Consider the following 20201-nt stretch of genomic DNA (forward strand, 5'->3'; position numbering starts at 1 on the left):
ATAAAATGAGCACAAAATTTACTGAATACAAAGGACTTGACTTACCAACAGTAGCGTCAGAAGTTCTAAAATTTTGGAAAGAAAAGAACATCTTTGAACAGTCTGTAACTTCTCGAGAAGGAAACCAACCTTACGTGTTTTTTGAAGGTCCGCCATCTGCAAATGGTTTGCCAGGAATTCACCACGTAATGGCGCGTGCCATTAAAGATATTTTTTGTCGTTATAAAACTCAAAAAGGGTTCCAAGTTAAGCGTAAAGCAGGTTGGGATACACACGGTTTGCCAGTAGAATTAGGCACTGAGAAAGAATTAGGAATCACCAAAGAAGACATCGGAAAAACTATTTCTATCGAAGAATATAACGAAGCGTGCAAAAAAACCGTAATGCGTTACACCGACGTTTGGAACGACCTTACCGAAAAAATGGGTTATTGGGTTGATATGGAAGATCCGTATGTGACTTACAAATCCAAATATATGGAATCGGTTTGGTGGTTGCTTAAGCAAATTTACAACAAAGATTTACTATACAAAGGTTACACAATTCAACCCTATTCTCCAAAAGCTGGAACAGGTTTATCTTCACACGAAGTAAACCAACCAGGAAGTTACAGAGATGTTACGGATACAACTGTTGTGGCACAATTTAAAACTAAAAATGAAACATTACCAAGCTTTTTACAAGGTTTTGGAGATATTCATATTTTGGCTTGGACGACAACGCCTTGGACATTGCCTTCAAATACAGCATTAACCGTTGGGCCAAAAATCGATTATGTTTTGGTGGAAACGTTCAATCAATATACATTCGAACCTGCAAAAGTTGTCTTGGCTAAAAACTTAGTCGGAAAACAATTCGGAAAAGGATTTGCAGCAAGCGAAAATTCATCTGATTTTGAAAATTATAAAGCTGGTGATAAAGTAATTCCATTCAAAATTTTAACCGAATTTAAAGGAAAAGACTTAGTTGGAATTCGCTACGAACAATTAATGCCGTTAACGTTACCATATCAAAATCCAGAAAATGCTTTCCGAGTAATTTCAGGAGATTTCGTAACGACAGAAGACGGAACTGGAATTGTGCACACCGCGCCAACTTTTGGTGCCGATGATGCTAAAGTTGCCAAAGAAGCGTCGCCAGAAATTCCGCCAATGTTGGTTTTGGATGCCAATGGAAATCCGGTGCCTTTGGTTGATTTACAAGGAAAATTTATTCAAGGTTTAGGCGATTTATCTGGAAAATATGTTAAAAACGAATATTATGATGCCGGAACTGCTCCAGAACGTTCTGCCGATGTTGAAATTGCCATCCAATTAAAAGAAGAAAATAAAGCTTTTAAAGTAGAAAAATACGTTCACAGTTATCCACACAGTTGGAGAACCGACGAACCATTATTATATTACCCATTAGATTCATGGTTCATTAAAGTAACTGATGTTAAAGACAGAATGTTCGACCTTAACGAAACCATCAACTGGAAACCAAAAGCTACAGGTGAAGGACGTTTTGGAAACTGGTTGAAAAATGCCAACGACTGGAATTTATCGCGCTCAAGATATTGGGGAATTCCATTGCCAATTTGGAGAACCGAAGACGGAACTGAAGAAGTTTTAATTGGTTCAGTCGAAGAATTATATTCTGAAATCGAAAAATCTATCACTGCTGGTTTTCAATCAGAAAATCCTTTTAAAGGTTTTGAAGTGGGTAATATGAGCGAAGAAAACTACGATTTGGTTGATTTACATAAAAATGTAGTTGATGCAATTACACTAGTTTCTGCTTCTGGAAAGCCAATGAAGCGTGAAAGTGATTTGATTGATGTTTGGTTCGATTCGGGTGCAATGCCTTATGCACAATGGCATTATCCATTTGAAAATAAAGAACTAATTGACGGAGTTTGTCATTCTGAACTTGTTTCAGAATCTCAAGACCAGAACCTGAAACAAGTTCAGGTTGACAAGCGCATGTTTCCTGCCGATTTTATTGCCGAAGGTGTAGACCAAACGCGTGGTTGGTTCTATACTTTACACGCCATCGGAACATTAGTATTTGATAAAATTGCCTATAAAAATGTAGTTTCTAACGGATTAGTTTTAGACAAAAACGGTCAGAAAATGTCGAAACGTCTAGGAAACGCTACTGATCCTTTTACAACAATCGCCGAATATGGTCCAGATGCGACACGTTGGTATATGATTTCAAATGCTAATCCTTGGGATAATTTAAAGTTTGATATTGAAGGTGTTGCTGAGGTTCGTAGAAAATTCTTCGGAACGTTATACAATACTTATTCGTTCTTTAGTTTGTATGCTAACATTGATAATTTCAACTACTCAGAAGCTGAAATTCCGTTAAACGAAAGACCAGAAATTGATCGTTGGATTTTATCTGAATTGCATACTTTGATAAAAGTGGTTGATGAAGCTTACGCCGATTACGAACCAACAAAAGCAGCAAGAGCAATCTCCGATTTCGTTCAGGAGAATTTAAGTAACTGGTACGTTCGTTTGTGCAGAAGAAGATTCTGGAAAGGCGAATATGGAACCGATAAAATTGCGGCTTATCAAACGCTTTATACGTGTTTGTTGACTGTTGCAAAATTGGGTGCGCCAATCGCTCCATTCTTCATGGACAAACTTTACAGAGATTTAACACAAGCGACACATTCAGAGGAATTTGAGTCAGTACATTTGGCGAAATTTCCAAATTCGGTTGAAAACTTTGTTGATAAATCACTTGAGAGCAAAATGATGAAAGCACAGACGGTTTCGTCACTAGTTTTATCGCTTAGAAAAAAGGAGATGATTAAAGTGCGTCAACCGTTGCAAAAGGTTATGATTCCTATACTTGACGAAAATCAACGTGCTGAAATCGAGGCAGTTTCCGACCTGATAAAAGCCGAAGTAAACGTGAAAGAAATCGAACTTTTAGACGATGCATCGGGTGTTTTAGTGAAGCAAATTAAACCTAATTTTAAAGCACTTGGACCACGATTTGGTAAAGATATGGGATTGATTTCTAATGAGATACAAAAATTTTCACAAGATCAAATTAATGAAATTGATGGCAAAGGCGAGTTAACGCTTGTTATTTCAGGAAAAAGTATAACTTTAACTTCTGAAGATGTAGAAATAGCATCGCAAGATATTCCGGGTTGGTTGGTTGCAAATGCTAACGGAATTACAGTAGCATTAGACATCACCATTTCACCAGAATTGAAGCAAGAAGGAATTGCGAGAGAATTGGTAAACAGAATTCAAAACATCAGAAAAGATTCTGGATTTGAAGTTACCGATAAAATAAAAGTACAGTTGCAACGAAGTGGTGAATTAGAAGAAGCGATTAAAAATAACGAAGACTATATTAAGTCGGAAACGTTAACCGAAAACTTAATTTTTCAAGATAACGTAGATAATGGTATAGAAATTGAGTTTGACGATATAAAAACAAAAATATTAATCTCAAAATAGAAAACGATGGTAGATGAAAAAATGAGATACTCTGAAGCTGATTTAGCAGAGTTCAAAGAAATTATCCTTAATAAAATTGAAAAAGCACAAATAGATTTAGAATTAATCAAAAGTGCTTATATGAACGATTTAAATAATGGAACCGACGATACGTCACCAACATTCAAAGCATTCGAAGAAGGAAGCGAAACAATGAGTAAAGAAGCGAATTCGCAATTGGCAATTCGTCAAGAGAAATTCATTCGCGACTTGAAAAACGCGCTTTTCCGTGTAGAAAACAAAACTTATGGTGTTTGTAAAGTAACAGGAAAGTTAATTGGAAAAGAAAGACTAAAAATCGTTCCTCATGCTACAATGAGTATTGAAGCTAAAAATTTACAACGATAATACTTCGTATATAAATAGAAAACCTCGCTAATTGGCGAGGTTTTTTGGTTTTGAAAAGAAAAATATTTATTATATATTTTGTTAATTCTAGTTTGTTGATTAAGGTTTTTTATAAATAATTGTAAAGTTTTCTTCAAATGCTGGTTGCATAATATTTATATCCCAATCTTTTGGTATTTCTTGAAAAACTTCTTTTAGTTTTAATACTAGTTGAAACCAACCCGGAGATTCTTCATTGATTGTTAAAACATGACCTTCTGAAATAATATCCATAGCGACTAAATCATAAATAACAACATCTTTTTTATAAGTATTTATTTGATCTATATCAGACCAATTTATTGATTTTTGAAAATCTTTTGATTTAAATTTGAAACCTAATTCAGTATATTCAAACATTCCTAAATCAGAATAAATTTCATCAAATGATTTGGTTTTTTCTATGATTTTAGGAGTTTTTCGTTTAAATAAATTTTTAAAGAAATCCATATGAGTTTTTTTATTTAAAAACTTATCTCACTAATAGGAACCAACGTAAAATTAGCTCCATAATTGTATTGAATAATTTTATTCGTTCCCACAACAATTAAATGACTGTTCAACGGAATCACATCTTTTACATCTTCATTGTAGGTGTTCTCTAAAGTTAAATTGGAGCTGTTTACGGCATTAAAAACCTTTAAACCATTTGTGCCACAACATACATACAAAACATCATTGCGAATGCCTAATCCGTAAGGTTGGTCTAGTAAAGTTGTAGAAAGCAAAGTTGGATTAGCAATATCAGTTACATCAATAACATTTACTTGGTCTTCAATGGCACCACAACTAGAACCGCCACGAACCGTGATGTAAGCTGTATTTCCAAAAACTACTACAGGATCGCAAGCTGTTGCGTGAGAAAAACCTCCAACAAAACTTGGGTTGAACTCATCTGTCGCATCAACAGTGTACATTCCCGAAGTCGCGCCAATAAACAACGTTTCTTTCTGGATGAATAAGGTTTCAAATATTCCGCCATTGATCCAAATATTCATAGAAACCGATTTATCAAAAAACGTATTTTCAGGATTGGTGATATTAAATACATTCAACTGATACGAATCTATCGTGTAAAGTGCGTTATTATTGATTTGAAATTTAGCATACGATCCGCCAGTTCCAATGTTGTTTCCAGCCGAACTTTCAAACCCAGATAAAGCATCATTCGCCATAATAACTTCTGAATCATTAGGACGATTTTTCAATTGTAAAGTGAATCCAGTAATAATTTCTCCTGCTTCTGGATAAATCGTGTAATCATAATATTCGGCTTCTGTTGGATACGTTGGGGAAAACACAATCGAATTTTCTACCGTTTCCACTAACGTAATATTATTAATGTTCGAAATATCAAATACCAATAAATCCACAAAATTATCGGCATACAAATAATTGCCTTTCACAGCAATATCATGAACGCCTTCTAGATTTATAAAAGCTGTATTTACTGGCGATGCAGGATTTTGATTATTGTAAATATGAACGCCTTCTTCCTGCGCAATATAGAAAAGATAATTTTCTGAAACGTATATCTTACCATCAGAATTGGTTGCTTTTACTCCTGTAACCGAAACATTCGCTCTAATTTGAGTTAATGATTTTATTGTTGGAACTGCAAATTGTACTTTATCCGAATTAGAATCGTCATTGTCACAAGACACAAATAAAACGATACTAAAAAAAGCAATTAAATACTTTAATGTTTTCATAGCTAATGATTTATAAATCAAGTCAAATGTAATAAATTATTTTTTACACTTTAACAATTGTTCATGTCAATTCAAAATGAAGTGTTAAAATTATACAACTATTTAATTATCAAGTATAAATTCTTATTTCTTATTGCTAAATTATCTTTTTTTATATTATTTAATTGTTATTTTTGCACTCAAATAACCAAAAAGACCATGAAATCGCTACTATTTAAAAGTTTGCGATTGCAAAAACTAAATGATTATTTAGGCGATAACATATGTTACTGCTAAAAAATAAAATTTAAACATATGAAACTAAGGCATTCCGTACTTTTAATACTTTTAATTTTAGTTGTAGATCAATTCTCGAAAGTTTTTGTAAAAACAAATTTCTACTATCAAGAAGAAGTTCGAATTTTTGACTGGTTTCGATTAGTATTTATAGAAAATGAAGGAATGGCTTGGGGAACTGTAATTCCTGGGGAATATGGAAAGTTGTTTTTAACAATTTTCAGAATTTTAGTCGTGCCGTTTATCGGATATTGGCTTTGGGATTCAATCATTAGAGAAAAATCGAATTTCTTGATTACTGCCATCGCTTTAATTTTTGCAGGAGCAGTTGGAAACATCATCGATTCTGTACTTTACGGAGTAATGTTTGACGACAGCACACGAACACATTTAGCTACCTTTTTCCCAGAAGATCATTACAGCACTTGGCTTCACGGTCGTGTAGTCGATATGTTTTACTTTCCTATTATTGAAGATTATTTAGTACCAACTTGGGTTCCGTTCATGGGCGGAAAAACAGTAACCTTTTTCAACGCAATTTTTAATGTTGCCGACGTCGCTATTTCTACAGGAGTTGGTATTTTAATTGTATTCAATAAAAGAGCTTTCACTTTACCACCGCAAAGTATTTCTAGAGTTTTTCATAATAAATTAGATTAATTCTTTTAAGAAAAATTATAGATTTTATTCGGTGTAATGCAATAATCCAAGCGAATATCATCTTGGTAAACATCTACAATTTCTTCTTCGGCTTCAAAGAAAGACAATCCTATTTTTATAGTTTCGGGTTGGCATTGCGATAGGAATTTATCATAAAATCCTTTGCCATAACCAACACGATTCCCTTTAGTATCGAATGCTAAAAGCGGTACAAAAACCACATCAATTTTAGAAACAGGAACTTCTATACCATCAACAGGTTCGGGAATATTGTACTCGTTTTTCTTGAACTTTGTATTATCTGTTAACAGATAATGCGTCATTTTAATCGAATTAAAATCAGTTTTAGCCACCACAATTTCCTTATCTTTTCCTGCTAAAACTTGAAGAATAAACTCAGTATCAATTTCTTTTTGCTCTTCAATCGTTAGAAACAGATGAAAATACAATCGATCCCAAATAGCTAATGGAAGTAAATTATTAGCAATGGCAAGACTATTATTTTCAATTTCTTCCAAGGTTAATTCGCGTCGCAAGGCTTTGTACTTTTGTCTAAGTTCTTTTTTATACATATAGAAAATATAACGGTATTAGTCCTTCTTTTTTGTTTTTCCAGTTTTAGGAAAAAACACTTTAAGTTCGTTTATTTTTCCTTCATAACCAACTTCAGAAGCAAATCGGTTTTTATATTTAGCATACTGATAATCGCGCAAAGCATTGGTTTTATTATCATAATCGCGCAATATTTTTATAGAAAGAACACGTTCTTCTAGCGATTGTAGTTGCGCCAAAATACCGCTAACGAAAACCCTATCCTGATAATCGTTTTCAAATTCTACCCAATCTACTTCTGGCGATTTCAAATTGGGTTGCGACTCGTGATATGACTTTACTTTATCAATAAGCAGTTTCCCTTTTTCGCCTACTTTGCCATATTTACTGCGTTCTTTAGCTGTAATATTCACAGCCAAACTTTCGGTTAAGGCAAAAATCTGAGCCAAAGCTTCTTGTATTCCTTCCTTTTGCTCATCGCTGAAATGGGTATTCCCTAAATTGTCTATTGGCATAACTCTAAATTTTAATATATATCCAAAAATAGATAATTTTTATTAAAATATTGATGAACATCATTAAAATATATATAAGTAATAATGATAAATTAATGAATTTTACTAAAAATTATATAAATAACATTAAAATATAGATAAAATTTAATTATAAATTAATAAAATACATTAAAAAATTAATGATTTTCATCAATTTATCACGTCTAAAATTCCATTTTAATTGTAAAGTAAAGTTCAAATGAAAATACAACTTATCCCAAATAGCTAATGGAAGTAAATTATTAGCAATGGCAAGACTGTTGCTTTCAATTTCTTCCAATGATAATTCGTTGCGTAAGGCTTTGTACTTTTTTCTTAAATCTTTTTTAAACATAAACAGACGACTTCAATTCGTCTATAAAAACAGTCAAATGTTGCACTTCTACGTGATTCATGAGTACAATTTTATACCATTTATTTTCATTATTGTGCGTTTCAGGAACCAAATCATACTTTTCAGCAATTTCTTTGGGTATAAATTCGGAGTGAATTGTAACAATATTCATGTACGGTTCACGGAAATACTCAATTTCTAATTTATCCAATTCGTTACATAAAAACTGCGTTCTCATTTGCAAAACGCTAATTTTTTCAAACCATTTGTGTGGACCATAAGTAAACAAAATCATCCAAACCGCAATAGCATTGGCACCAGAACGACTTCCGCAAAGTGTTAAATCCATTCCTTCAACATATTGCGCTTCTTTGGTCAACACGTTTTCAATCAAGTTTTTTCGGCAAATGAAAATTCCTGTTCCATATGGTGCTTGAAGCATTTTATGAGCATCAATAGTAATTGAACTGATTTTAGGATTACTAAAGTTTATTATAGAATTCTCATTACTAAACGGATAAACAAAGCCACCATAAGCGCCGTCAATGTGGAGTTTGTAATCTAAATTGTACTTTTCTAATACAGTAGTATAATCTTCAGGATTGTCAACCGAACCAAACATCGTTGTTCCCATATTTGAAACCACAATGAAGTACTTTTTACCTTTATCTACAGCTTTAAGAACAATTTTTTCTAAAGCAATGGTGTCAATTTCTCTGTTTTCAAAAGAGACTGGAATTTTCAACCAATCCAATTGCAACAAGTTGGCCGCTTTCGGAATTGAATAATGAGTATCTTCTGAAGCCAAAATCACAATTTCTTCCAATTTTGCCTCCTTTTTATAAATGAAAAAGTTGCGATACATCCAAATAGCTTGAGTATTAGCTTCTGTTCCGCCAGGAGAAATATAACCGTCAAATTCGTTTGGTTTTGCTTTAAAAACATCAACAGCAAGTACATTCAAAACCTCTTTTTCGAGCTCGTGCGTGCCTTTGAAAGCACTTTCAGAATCGCCCAAAGTATGGCAACCAATATGATTTGGATTGGCAACAAAAGTCTGTAAAACTGGAGCGTCTTTCAAAAAATCGGCATCATAAAATACTTTTCCGTCTAGTTTTGAGGCTGGATAGCCCAAGGAGGTATCTTTTGCAAAATTGACATTCGCATTTAAAGCCTGTTGAATCTTATTTTTACGTTCTTCTTTTGGGAGTTTTTTCCAATATATCATACCTATAATTTTCGCCAAAACTACTTCAACCACTTAATATAAAACATGATAATTGTTAGTTTTAAAGATTGGCATTCGGAATTTGTTTTGTGAAGAATTTAAAGTTAAATTTGTTTGAAGAAAAAGAGTAATTTTTTTTCTCTGTGCCAATTCTCCGTGAAATAATTAAATCAAAATAAATCAATAAGCAGTTTCAAATTATAATGAGATTGCTTCGTGCCTCGCAATGACAATGAACAATCCATCTTTAGAACTTCAAATACAAACCTTGCCAAATAATCCTGGCGTGTATCAGTATTATGATAAAGATGAAAAAATTCTATATGTAGGTAAAGCCAAAAATCTCAAGAAACGAGTAGCGTCTTATTTTAATAAAATTCACGATACGGCAAAAACAAATGTGCTGGTTAAGAAAATTGTAACTATAAAACACATCGTTGTTACATCAGAACAAGATGCACTTTTACTCGAAAATAATTTAATAAAAAAGCTACAACCACGATACAATGTCTTGCTTCGTGACGACAAAACTTATCCGTGGATATGCATCAAGAAAGAACCTTTTCCTAGAATATTTCCCACACGCAGAATGGTAAAAGACGGCTCTGAATATTTTGGTCCTTATACCAATTTCAAGGTCGTGAACACAATTTTAGATTTAATAAAAGAACTGTATCCGCTTAGAACTTGCAATTATGATTTGTCGCCAAGTAACATCAATTCGGGCAAATTCAAAGTCTGTCTAGAATACCACATTGGCAATTGCAAAGGCGGATGCGAAGGCTACGAATCGGCAGAAAATTATCAAAATCACGTTAATGTCATCCGCGAAATATTAAAAGGAAATTTCAAAGAAAGTTTGAAAGACTTCAAGGTCAAGATGAATCAATTTGCAGCCAACATGGAATTTGAGGAAGCTCAAAAAATTAAAGAAAAGATAGATGTTTTACAAAACTACCAATCGCGTTCTACGATTTTGAATCCAAAAATTTCCAACATCGATGTTTTTTCAATCATTTCCGACGAAAGTATGGCGTATGTCAATTTCCTTCAAATTGCGCATGGTGCCATCATTCGTTCCTACACTCTAGAACTTAAAAAGAAACTAGATGAATCCGATGAAGAACTGCTAGAATTAGCCGTAGTAGAACTTCGCGAGCGATTTAGCCTAACATCCAAAGAAATTATTTTGCCTTTTCCATTAGATTTTGGCGATAGAATAAAAATTACAGTTCCGCAATTGGGCGATAAAAAACAAATTCTAGAACTGTCTGAAAGAAATGCAAAGTATTACCGAATGGACCAATTAAAACAAATTCAAATTGTAGATCCAGAGCGACATACCACTAGAATTATGGCGCAAATGCAAAAAGATTTACGCCTCTCGGTTGAACCGCGACACATAGAATGTTTTGACAACTCCAACATTCAAGGAACCAATCCTGTGGCGGCTTGCGTAGTATTTAAAGACGGAAAACCATCTAAAAAAGATTACCGACATTTCAATATAAAAACCGTAGAAGGACCAAACGATTTCGCATCCATGGAAGAAGTAGTTTATAGAAGATACAAACGGCTGCTAGACGAAAACCAACCGTTGCCACAACTTATCATTATTGACGGTGGAAAAGGACAATTGTCTTCGGCATTGAAAAGCATAGACGACTTGGGTTTACGAGGCAAAATAGCTATTATTGGTATTGCAAAACGACTAGAAGAATTATTTTATCCAGGAGATTCGGCTCCGTTATACTTAGATAAAAAATCGGAAACCTTAAAAATTATCCAACAATTGCGAAATGAAGCCCACCGATTCGGAATCACATTTCACAGAGATAAACGAAGCAAATCGGCACTAAATTCTTCCATAGAAACCATTCCGGGTATCGGCGAAAAAACCATGCTCACGTTAATAAAACATTTTAAAAGTGTTAAAAGATTGAAATTAGCTTCCGAAAAAGAAATTTCTGACATTGTAGGACTTTCAAAAGCCAAAAAAATTTCCGACTTTTACAAAGAGATCAAACCCTAAATTTTGTGAGCGAATGTATATATTCTGTCTGTTAGCCATTTTCCTGCTTTCCACTCTATCTTTTTTTTACAAAAAAAGGATGCCGTTGCAATCAGGGCTAAATAGTAATCGTCTTTTGCAAAAATCAGTTTTCAACACAAAATCTACATTCTACATTCTATTTTCTATAATCTTTTCTCTTTTTACTCAAAATAGTTATTCTCAAGACACAATTAAACGTCCAAAAATTGGCCTAGTTTTAAGCGGTGGCGGAGCCAAAGGATTTGCACATATTGGTGTTTTAAAAGTATTAGAGCAAGCTGGAGTTAAAATAGATTATATTGGCGGAACTAGTATGGGCGCAGTTGTTGGCGGTTTGTATGCTTCGGGTTACAACGCCAGTCAGATAGATTCTATCTTTCAAGACACCAATTTTGACGAGTTAATTCAAGACTATATCCCAAGAACATCCAAAAGTTTTTACGAAAAACGCAACGACGAGATGTATGCCATTTCGCTTCCGTTTAATAAATTTAGCATTGGCGTTCCTATTGCATTGTCCAAAGGAATGTACAATTATAATTTACTTTCAAAACTTACCAATTCGGTGAGAAACATCAACAACTTTGAAGAACTTCCCATTCCGTTTGTGTGTATTGCTACCGATATCGAAACAGGAAAAGAAGTAGTTCTAAAAAATGGGTTTTTACCTCAAGCATTGTTAGCAAGTTCGGCTTTTCCAACCCTATTTTCTCCAGTAGAAATTGATGGACGAATACTTATCGATGGCGGCGTAACCAATAATTATCCGATAGAAGAAGTAAGAAAAATGGGTGCCGATTTTATTATTGGCGTAGATGTGCAAGACGATTTAAAGGACAGAAATTCTTTAAAAGAAGCTACGCGTATCTTAGTTCAAATTTCCAATCTTCAAATGATTGAAAGCATGAAAAAGAAAATCTCAAAAACTGATATTTACATTAAGCCAGATATTAGAGATTTTACAGTAATTTCATTTAGTGAAGGAGCAGACATTATAAAAAAAGGTGAAGAAGCGGCATTTGCAGTTTATGAACAAATAAAGAAATTATCAAGCGGAGAAGATTTTGTTTTACAACATAAAAAACTCACAAATGATAGTATATATCTAGATAATATTTCAATTAAAAATCTAAAAAATTACACCCGTTCTTATGTTATTGGTAAATTAGGCTTCAAGCAAGGCTCAACGATTACGTATAATGATTTAAGAGACGGAATTAATAAATTAAATTCAACACAAAACTTTAGCGGAATAAGTTATTCGATAGATAAAAATGTAAGCGGTTGCGACGATTTGAATGTTTTTTTAACCGAAAGCACTAACAAAACCTTTTTAAAGTTTGGATTGCATTACGACGGATTATATAAAAGTGCTGTTCTTGTGAATTTTACTCAAAAGAAAACATTGTTTAAAAATGATGTATTCTCGTTAGACATCGGTCTGGGTGATAATGTAAGATACAATTTAGATTATTACATTGATAACGGATTTTATTTCAGCTTCGGATTTAAATCGCGCTATAATTCGTTTAATAGAAATGTTACAACCGATTTCAACGATGGACAATTATTTGATCAATTAGGAATTAATTCCTTAAATGTAGATTTTTCTGACTTTACGAATCAGGCGTATATTCAAACCATTTTTGCGCAAAAATTTTTAATAGGTTCTGGATTAGAATTTAAGCATCTTAAAATAAAATCAAAAACACTAGAAACTACAACACAAGTATTTGAAGATAGTAATTATGCAAGTGCATTTGGATATTTAAAATATGATTCATTCGACAATAAATATTTCCCCAAAAAGGGTTGGTTTTTTCAAGGAGATGTACAATCCTATCTTTACTCATCCGATTTTACTAATCAATTTAATGAGTTTACAATTGTTAAAGGTGACTTCCAATTTACAAAAACATTCTACAAGAAGTTCAATGTAAAAGTGCAGACAGACGCAGGTTTTTCTGTTGGTGAGGAATCGGTTTCCTTTCTAGATTTTGTTCTTGGTGGTTACGGATATAATACAATTAATAATTTTAAACATTTCTATGGCTACGATTTTTTAAGTATTGCTGGTGATAGTTATATAAAATCTACAGCAACTTTAGACGTAGAATTTTATAAAAAAAACCATGTCAATTTTTCAGCCAATGTAGCCAATGTAGATAATAAATTGTTCAGCACTGGAAACTGGTTTTCTACACCAAAATACACAGGATATGCTATTGGGTACGGACTTGAAACCATCCTTGGTCCTATAGAAGTTAAATATTCATGGTCGCCAGAATTACCAAAAGGATATACTTGGGTAAGTGTAGGATTTTGGTTTTAAATGGTGAAAAAATGTAGAAATTTTCTATTTTCGCAAAAATATTAAACAAAAAAAGTATATTTGAACAAATAAAACTAAAAACTACATACTATGTCGATTTGGAGAAGAAAGTCATTAGCAGTATTGATGGATGAAGCATCAGAAGATGAAAAAGGATTAAAAAGAACATTATCTTCCAAAGCTTTAGTTGCCTTAGGAATTGGTGCAATCATTGGAGCTGGGTTATTTTCATTAACAGGTATTGCTGCAGCAGAACATGCTGGTCCAGCGGTAACTTTATCATTTGTTTTAGCAGCTGTTGGTTGTGCATTTGCAGGTTTATGTTATGCAGAATTTGCTTCTATGATTCCTGTTGCTGGTAGTGCTTATACCTATTCATATGCTACAATGGGTGAGTTTATGGCATGGATTATTGGTTGGGATTTAGTGCTAGAATATGCTCTTGGAGCTGCAACTGTTGGTGTAAGCTGGTCGCGATATTTACTAGAATTATTAAGTAAATTTGGTGTTCATTTGCCCGTCGAGTTAACGTGTTCTCCATGGGAAAAGTTAACTTTAAGTGATGGAACTGTTATTGACGGCGGTTTTATCAATTTGCCAGCTATTTTTATAGTTTCTTTACTTTCTCTATTACTTATAAGAGGTACAAAAGAATCAGCTTCAATGAATAACTTTCTTGTAGTTTTAAAAGTTGCTGTTGTAATTTTATTTATTGTTATTGGTTGGGGCTTTATTGATCCAGCTAATTATACTCCGTATATTCCAGAAAACACTGGTGTTAAAGGACAGTTTGGTTGGTCAGGTATTGCCGCTGGAGCTGGAACGGTATTCTTTGCTTTTATTGGCTTTGATGCGGTATCAACTGCTGCGCAAGAAGCTAAAAATCCTCAAAAAGGAATGCCAATTGGTATTTTAGGATCTTTAGTAATTTGTACAATATTATATGTTTTGTTTGCTCACGTAATGACTGGACTTGTTCCTTATTATAAATTTGCAGGAGATGCAAAACCAGCTGCTACAGCTTTTGCCGTAACAGGATATGACTTTCTTCAAACAGGTTTAATCGTTGCAATTCTTGCTGGTTATACATCAGTTATTTTAGTAATGTTAATGGGACAAAGTAGAGTGTTTTACTCTATGAGTAACGACGGATTATTACCAAAATTCTTTAGTGACATACATTCAAAATATAGAACTCCATGGAAAACCAATTTGTTTTTCTTAGGTTTTGTGAGTCTTTTTGCAGGATTTGTTCCAGTAAGCGATTTAGGACACATGGTAAGTATTGGAACATTATTGGCATTCTCTTTAGTGTGTATTGGAATATTAATTATGCGTAAAAAAATGCCAGATGCAAAACGTTCTTTTAGAACACCATTAGTTCCGTTCGTTCCTATTGCAGGTGTTGTTGTGTGTTTTTACTTAATGTATTCGTTACCACAAGAAAGCTGGTTTAGATTGATTATTTGGATGGCTTTAGGAGTTGTTATCTATTTTATATATGGTAAAAACAGAAGTAAATTAAACAAATAAATTTTTTTTATAAATAGTTAAAAGCACTAAATTATCATCAGTATAATTTAGTGCTTTTTCTTTTTTTATAAATTATATTCAAAAAAACCATTCAAAAAATATTTTTTCCGATATTTGTAGTAATGAAAAAATGGGATGACTTATTAATACATTTAAAATTCCTCATCAAGAGAAATCCTGAGTGAGAATAACTCTTTTTGATTGTTAGTAAAGTTAAGTGCCAGCTTAAACTTTAAACTTTAAACTTTTAAACAAAAAGAAATGCCTATATATCATAAATTAGGAGATTTTCCTCAAAAACGCCACATACAATTTGAAAAACCAAATGGTGGTCTATACTACGAACAATTATTTGGGACAGAAGGATTTCACGGACATTCTTCGCTATTATACCATGTTCATCGTCCGACTCAAGTTAAAGAAATTACCAAATCGTATTCAGTTGAACCTAAAATTGCAATTGGTAAAAACATAAAATCATTGCTATTAAAAGGTTTCGAATTAAAACCCGAAAATGATTTTCTTGACAGCAGAAAAGCACTACTTGTAAACAAAGATTGCACCATTGGATTGGCTGCTCCAAAAAATTCCCTAACAGAATATTTCTATAAAAATGCCGATGCCGACGAAATGATCTTCATCCATAAAGGAAGCGGAAAATTAAGAACGATGATGGGAAACATTAATTTTGAATATGGAGATTATCTAATTATTCCACGTGGAATGATTTACCAAATCCAATTTGATACAGAAGAAAACCGATTGTTTTATGTAGAATCTTTCGCACCTTTTTACACACCAAAACGATACAAAAACGAATCGGGTCAGCTTCTAGAACATTCGCCATTTTGTGAACGCGATTTTAAATTGCCAACCGAACTTGAAACGCACGATGAAAAAGGTGATTTCACTATCAAAATAAAGAAAGAAGGAATGATGCACGAAGTAGTTTATGCAACACATCCTTTTGATGTTGTTGGTTGGGATGGATACAACTTTCCATATGCCTTTTCAATTCATAATTTCGAACCAATTACAGGTCGTGTGCATCAACCGCCACCAGTTCATCAAACATTTGAAACGTCAACTTTCGTGGTTTGTTCGTTCTGTCCAAGGTTATACGATTACCATCCTAAAGCAATTCCTGCTCCATACAATCATAGTAATATCGATTCTGATGAGGTTTTATATTACGTAGATGGCGATTTTATGTCAAGAAATAATATCGAGCAAGGTCACATCACATTGCATCCAAAAGGTATTCCTCACGGTCCAGCGCCAGGTGCAATGGAGCGTAGCATTGGTCACAAAGAAACATTAGAATTAGCCGTTATGGTTGATACGTTTCGTCCGTTAATGGTTACCGAAGAAGCAATGGGAATTGATGATGGAAAGTATTATAAATCGTGGGTCGAGTAACTACACTAAATCAAAAATTAAATAATGAGTTATAATAAATTAGCTGCCGATCCAACTTCTCTAATTCTAGGAATAGTAAGTTTAGTGATTATATTTTTAGGATGTTGCTGCGGTATTTTTGCAGTCATCGCATTAGTGATGAGTATTATAGGATTGGTTTTTGCTGTAAAAAGCTTAAAAGAATTTGATGAATATCCAGATAATTTTTCAATTCAAAGTAGAAAAAACGTCTACGCAGGAAAAATCGTTTGCTTAATCGGAATTATTTTAAGTGCTTTATTTATAATAATTTATGCGGTATTTTTTGCAATTTATCAAGTAAATTTCGCGGATAAGTTTAAAGAAATTTACCAAGAAGGTAGAGAACAACAATATAAAACAGAAGATACAATATACAATCAAAGTATAGAAGAAGAAACAATAAATGCATCAGATTCAGTTTATATCGATTCGGTAAAAATTGAATAATTAAAATTTAATATTATGTTAAAAGAAGTAAAATCAGTCGAATACGGCTTAGAAAAAATATTTGAAGGAGCACAAGATTTCCTTCCGCTTTTAGGAACAGACTACGTAGAATTCTATGTTGGAAACGCAAAACAATCAGCACATTATTACAAAACAGCCTTTGGTTATCAATCTTTAGCTTATGCCGGATTAGAAACTGGAGTGAAAGACAAAGCAAGTTATGTGCTAAAGCAAGACAAAATTAGAATCGTACTTACAACGCCATTAACACAAGATTCACCAATTCATGCTCATCTTCAAAAACATGGTGATGGCGTAAAAGTTGCTGCACTTTGGGTAGAAGATGCGACATCTGCTTACGAAGAAACCATGAAGCGTGGTGCACGTTCGTTTATGGAACCAACAGTAGAAAAAGACGAATTTGGTGAAGTAGTTCGCTCGGGAATTTACACTTATGGCGAAACGGTTCATATATTCGTAGAGAGAAAAAACTACAATGGTGTTTTCTTACCAGGTTACAAAGAATGGAAATCCGATTATAACCCAACAACAACTGGTCTAAAATACATCGATCACATGGTTGGAAATGTAGGTTGGAATGAAATGAATACGTGGGTAAAATTCTACGAAGATGTAATGGGATTTGTAAATTTCCTATCATTTGACGATAAACAAATCAATACCGAATATTCTGCTTTAATGAGTAAAGTAATGAGTAATGGTAATGGAAGAATTAAATTTCCTATAAATGAACCGGCCGAAGGAAAGAAAAAATCACAAATTGAAGAATATTTAGATTTTTATGGCGGACCAGGAATTCAGCATATTGCTATTGCAACTGATGATATTATTAAAACGGTTTCAGAATTACGTGCTCGTGGAGTAGAATTTCTATCAGCGCCACCATCAACTTATTATCAAGCAATCCCAGAAAGATTAGGTGTTCACATGGAAATGATGAAAGAAGATATCAACGAAATCGAAAAATTAGCCATTATGGTTGATGCTGATGAAGACGGATATTTATTACAAATATTTACCAAACCAGTTCAAGATAGACCAACTTTATTTTTTGAAATAATTCAAAGAATGGGTGCAAAAGGATTTGGCGCAGGTAATTTTAAAGCGCTTTTTGAGTCAATTGAACGCGAACAAGCTTTAAGAGGAACGCTATAATTTTCACATTTTATTAAACAATCAGCAAAATACAACGTTGTAGTAACGTCATTTTTGTCAAATAAATGTTAAAGTTTATTTTTCATTACGAATAATTCAAAAACGATAGTATCTTTGCACTCAGAAAAAAGAAAAGGAGTGGTTTCCTTTAATTTTTATATAAGTTTTTCATAATTTATATTTTTTGGTTGGTTAATAGCATAAAAACTCCGTCAATATTTGACGGAGTTTTTTTGTTTTGGTACATTTGGAACAAATATTGCATTATAGTTATAAAATCGCTTAAATTGTTTAATATGAAAAAGATTATAGTGCTTGCTTTGCTTTTTTTAACGGTCAGTTTTGATTCGCAAAAAGATTCAGCCTTTGATGTTGGTGAATGGTTTAAATTCAGAATTCATTATGGCCTAGTAACCGCAGGTTATGCAACTCTTGAAGTGAAAGAAGCTGTAAGAAATAATAAAAAAGTATATCATGCTATAGGTCATGGATATACAACTGGTATGTCTAAATGGTTTTTTAAAGTAGAAGATACTTATGAATCCTATTTTGATAAAACCACTGGTAAACCATATCAATATGTTAGAAAAATTGATGAAGGTGGCTATACAAAAAACCAAGAAGGTTTTTTTAATCAAGGTAAAAATAGTATCTTGGTAAAAGATTATAAAAAGAAAACAGAGAAGACATTTTCAACGTCAGAAAACATTCAAGATATTGTTTCTACATTCTATTATTTGAGGAATCATCCTACTATTGATAGGTTAAAAGTAGGAGAATCAATTAGTGTAGATATGTTTTTTGATGATGAATCTACAATATTTAAACTGAAATTCATTGGTCGTGAAGATGTGAAAACTAAATTTGGAACTATTCCTTGTATGATTTTCAGACCATTGGTACAATCGGGAAGAGTTTTTAAAGAACAAGAAAGTCTTACCGTTTGGATTTCAGATGACGATAATAAACTTCCAGTACGAATAAAAGCAAGTTTGGCAGTTGGTTCTTTAAAAGCCGATTTAGATTCTTTTAAAGGATTAGCCCATCCATTTACAATAAAAGTTAAAAAATGAACCCAGAAACAAACCAACTAATAGAAGAATTAGAACAAAAATTTGACGCAATTAACCAAAATACCAATACGCATCTCGAAGGATTATTATGGTCTAAGCCAATAACCTATTGGGATTATATTCAGACCGATGCGCTTTTAAATTTACAAACGCAAAGAACTACATTGCCAGATGAAATGGTATTTATAATGTACCATCAAGTCAACGAATTGTTATTTAAAATGATACTTTGGGAAATAAAACAAGTGTGTCATACCGAAAAACCCGAAACTAAATTTTTTGCAGAACGAATGTCAAGAATAAGCCGTTATTTTAACATGCTTACCACTTCATTCGATATCATGGGCGACGGAATGGAAGTAGATCAATACATGAAATTTAGAAATACATTAACGCCAGCAAGCGGATTTCAAAGTGCACAATATAGATTAATTGAGTTTGCTTCTACCGATTTAATTAACTTAATTGATTATCGTTTTAGAGCAACAATCGATAGAAATACGCCATATAGTCATGCTTTTGAACATTTGTATTGGCAAGCTGCGGGAAAAGATTACAAAACTGGAACGAAATCATTTCTAATTTTAGAATTTGAAAGAAAATACAAACAAGAGTTTTTACGTTATATGGAAGAATACAATACCATAAATATTTGGCAAAAATTCAAACAATTACCTATTGAAGATCAACAAGATTCCGATTTAATTGCTGCCATGCGTCACTACGATAAAACGGTAAATATAACTTGGGTAATGGGTCATTTAAATGCCGCTAAAAAATATATCGAAAGTGGTCAAGGTTCTGGAGAAGCTACAGGCGGAAGCGATTGGAAAAAATATATGCATCCAAAATACCAAAGACGTATCTTTTTTCCTGAACTTTGGAGTGAAGACGAATTAAAAAATTGGGGAGAAGATTGTTAAAGAAATAAAAAG

Annotated in this window: 17 protein-coding genes; 11 read left to right on the plus strand and 6 right to left on the minus strand. The window is 33.0% G+C overall.

What is annotated here, in order from left to right:
• Window positions 1-5: 5 nt before the first annotated feature.
• A complete protein-coding gene (ileS, locus tag LG45_RS12425) occupies window positions 6-3470 on the plus strand; it encodes an isoleucine--tRNA ligase (protein ID WP_035127626.1) in 3465 nt (1154 codons plus the stop codon).
• A 6-nt stretch (window positions 3471-3476) separates the two neighbouring features.
• Window positions 3477-3857, plus strand: a complete 381-nt coding sequence (locus tag LG45_RS12430) for a TraR/DksA family transcriptional regulator (protein ID WP_035127629.1) — start codon at window positions 3477-3479, stop codon at window positions 3855-3857.
• A 99-nt stretch (window positions 3858-3956) separates the two neighbouring features.
• On the opposite strand, the gene LG45_RS12435 is transcribed toward LG45_RS12430, so the two are convergent.
• Window positions 3957-4346: a hypothetical protein gene (locus LG45_RS12435; RefSeq protein ID WP_035127630.1), complete on the minus strand. Its 390-nt coding sequence runs from the start codon at window positions 4344-4346 to the stop codon at window positions 3957-3959.
• Window positions 4347-4360: 14 nt separating this feature from the next.
• Window positions 4361-5608 (minus strand): LVIVD repeat-containing protein, encoded by a 1248-nt coding sequence (locus LG45_RS12440; RefSeq protein ID WP_035127633.1) that lies wholly within the window; start codon window positions 5606-5608, stop codon window positions 4361-4363.
• Between the two features lie 294 nt (window positions 5609-5902).
• Here LG45_RS12440 and LG45_RS12445 point away from each other — a divergent pair, with 294 nt between their 5' ends.
• Window positions 5903-6544, plus strand: coding sequence for a lipoprotein signal peptidase (locus tag LG45_RS12445; RefSeq protein WP_035127635.1), 642 nt, complete (start codon window positions 5903-5905; stop codon window positions 6542-6544).
• 5 nt (window positions 6545-6549) lie between these two features.
• Here LG45_RS12445 and LG45_RS12450 read toward each other — a convergent pair whose 3' ends face one another.
• From LG45_RS12450 to LG45_RS12465, 4 genes are all read right to left on the minus strand, one after another.
• Window positions 6550-7116 (minus strand): 5-formyltetrahydrofolate cyclo-ligase, encoded by a 567-nt coding sequence (locus tag LG45_RS12450; protein ID WP_035127637.1) that lies wholly within the window; start codon window positions 7114-7116, stop codon window positions 6550-6552.
• An 18-nt stretch (window positions 7117-7134) separates the two neighbouring features.
• Window positions 7135-7611, minus strand: coding sequence for a hypothetical protein (locus LG45_RS12455; protein WP_035127639.1), 477 nt, complete (start codon window positions 7609-7611; stop codon window positions 7135-7137).
• A 148-nt stretch (window positions 7612-7759) separates the two neighbouring features.
• Complete coding sequence (locus LG45_RS12460; protein ID WP_052087586.1) at window positions 7760-7984, minus strand: hypothetical protein; 225 nt, start codon at window positions 7982-7984, stop codon at window positions 7760-7762.
• Window positions 7977-9212: a pyridoxal-dependent decarboxylase gene (locus LG45_RS12465; protein ID WP_035128406.1), complete on the minus strand. Its 1236-nt coding sequence runs from the start codon at window positions 9210-9212 to the stop codon at window positions 7977-7979. The genes LG45_RS12460 and LG45_RS12465 overlap by 8 nt, the downstream gene beginning before the upstream one ends.
• 232 nt (window positions 9213-9444) lie before the next feature.
• On the opposite strand from LG45_RS12465, the gene uvrC reads away from it, so the two are divergent.
• From uvrC to LG45_RS12505, 8 genes are all read left to right on the plus strand, one after another.
• The gene (gene uvrC / locus LG45_RS12470) at window positions 9445-11244 is read left to right on the plus strand and encodes an excinuclease ABC subunit UvrC (protein ID WP_035127643.1); all 1800 of its coding nucleotides are present in this window, start codon (window positions 9445-9447) and stop codon (window positions 11242-11244) included.
• Window positions 11245-11323: 79 nt separating this feature from the next.
• A complete protein-coding gene (locus LG45_RS12475; RefSeq protein WP_089046949.1) occupies window positions 11324-13597 on the plus strand; it encodes a patatin-like phospholipase family protein in 2274 nt (757 codons plus the stop codon).
• 90 nt (window positions 13598-13687) lie between these two features.
• Entirely contained in the window at window positions 13688-15130 is a 1443-nt protein-coding gene (locus LG45_RS12480) for an amino acid permease (protein ID WP_035127647.1), read from the plus strand.
• 261 nt (window positions 15131-15391) lie between these two features.
• On the plus strand, window positions 15392-16549 hold the full coding sequence (locus LG45_RS12485; protein WP_035127650.1) for a homogentisate 1,2-dioxygenase: 1158 nt from the start codon (window positions 15392-15394) through the stop codon (window positions 16547-16549).
• Between the two features lie 24 nt (window positions 16550-16573).
• Window positions 16574-17017: a CCC motif membrane protein gene (locus LG45_RS12490; RefSeq protein ID WP_131494664.1), complete on the plus strand. Its 444-nt coding sequence runs from the start codon at window positions 16574-16576 to the stop codon at window positions 17015-17017.
• A 15-nt stretch (window positions 17018-17032) separates the two neighbouring features.
• Complete coding sequence (hppD, locus tag LG45_RS12495) at window positions 17033-18193, plus strand: 4-hydroxyphenylpyruvate dioxygenase (RefSeq protein ID WP_035127658.1); 1161 nt, start codon at window positions 17033-17035, stop codon at window positions 18191-18193.
• A 296-nt stretch (window positions 18194-18489) separates the two neighbouring features.
• Window positions 18490-19266 (plus strand): DUF3108 domain-containing protein, encoded by a 777-nt coding sequence (locus LG45_RS12500; protein ID WP_035127659.1) that lies wholly within the window; start codon window positions 18490-18492, stop codon window positions 19264-19266.
• A complete protein-coding gene (locus tag LG45_RS12505) occupies window positions 19263-20189 on the plus strand; it encodes a tryptophan 2,3-dioxygenase family protein (RefSeq protein WP_035127661.1) in 927 nt (308 codons plus the stop codon). Before LG45_RS12500 ends, LG45_RS12505 begins: the two co-directional genes overlap by 4 nt.
• Window positions 20190-20201 lie beyond the last annotated feature (12 nt).

The sequence above is a fragment of the Flavobacterium aquatile LMG 4008 = ATCC 11947 genome (assembly GCF_000757385.1).
Taxonomy (GTDB): Bacteria; Bacteroidota; Bacteroidia; order Flavobacteriales; family Flavobacteriaceae; genus Flavobacterium; species Flavobacterium aquatile.

What these genes read in the sequence shown, in the direction of transcription:
- hppD (WP_035127658.1), top strand. Translation starts at nt 17,033, where the DNA reads ATGTTAAAAGAAGTAAAATCAGTCGAATACGGCTTAGAAAAAATATTT.
- LG45_RS12465 (WP_035128406.1), bottom strand. Translation starts at nt 9,212, where the DNA reads ATGATATATTGGAAAAAACTCCCAAAAGAAGAACGTAAAAATAAGATT.
- LG45_RS12450 (WP_035127637.1), bottom strand. Translation starts at nt 7,116, where the DNA reads ATGTATAAAAAAGAACTTAGACAAAAGTACAAAGCCTTGCGACGCGAA.
- LG45_RS12435 (WP_035127630.1), bottom strand. Translation starts at nt 4,346, where the DNA reads ATGGATTTCTTTAAAAATTTATTTAAACGAAAAACTCCTAAAATCATA.
- LG45_RS12475 (WP_089046949.1), top strand. Translation starts at nt 11,324, where the DNA reads ATGCCGTTGCAATCAGGGCTAAATAGTAATCGTCTTTTGCAAAAATCA.
- LG45_RS12460 (WP_052087586.1), bottom strand. Translation starts at nt 7,984, where the DNA reads ATGTTTAAAAAAGATTTAAGAAAAAAGTACAAAGCCTTACGCAACGAA.
- ileS (WP_035127626.1), top strand. Translation starts at nt 6, where the DNA reads ATGAGCACAAAATTTACTGAATACAAAGGACTTGACTTACCAACAGTA.
- LG45_RS12500 (WP_035127659.1), top strand. Translation starts at nt 18,490, where the DNA reads ATGAAAAAGATTATAGTGCTTGCTTTGCTTTTTTTAACGGTCAGTTTT.
- LG45_RS12440 (WP_035127633.1), bottom strand. Translation starts at nt 5,608, where the DNA reads ATGAAAACATTAAAGTATTTAATTGCTTTTTTTAGTATCGTTTTATTT.
- uvrC (WP_035127643.1), top strand. Translation starts at nt 9,445, where the DNA reads ATGAACAATCCATCTTTAGAACTTCAAATACAAACCTTGCCAAATAAT.
- LG45_RS12480 (WP_035127647.1), top strand. Translation starts at nt 13,688, where the DNA reads ATGTCGATTTGGAGAAGAAAGTCATTAGCAGTATTGATGGATGAAGCA.
- LG45_RS12490 (WP_131494664.1), top strand. Translation starts at nt 16,574, where the DNA reads ATGAGTTATAATAAATTAGCTGCCGATCCAACTTCTCTAATTCTAGGA.
- LG45_RS12485 (WP_035127650.1), top strand. Translation starts at nt 15,392, where the DNA reads ATGCCTATATATCATAAATTAGGAGATTTTCCTCAAAAACGCCACATA.
- LG45_RS12445 (WP_035127635.1), top strand. Translation starts at nt 5,903, where the DNA reads ATGAAACTAAGGCATTCCGTACTTTTAATACTTTTAATTTTAGTTGTA.
- LG45_RS12505 (WP_035127661.1), top strand. Translation starts at nt 19,263, where the DNA reads ATGAACCCAGAAACAAACCAACTAATAGAAGAATTAGAACAAAAATTT.
- LG45_RS12430 (WP_035127629.1), top strand. Translation starts at nt 3,477, where the DNA reads ATGGTAGATGAAAAAATGAGATACTCTGAAGCTGATTTAGCAGAGTTC.
- LG45_RS12455 (WP_035127639.1), bottom strand. Translation starts at nt 7,611, where the DNA reads ATGCCAATAGACAATTTAGGGAATACCCATTTCAGCGATGAGCAAAAG.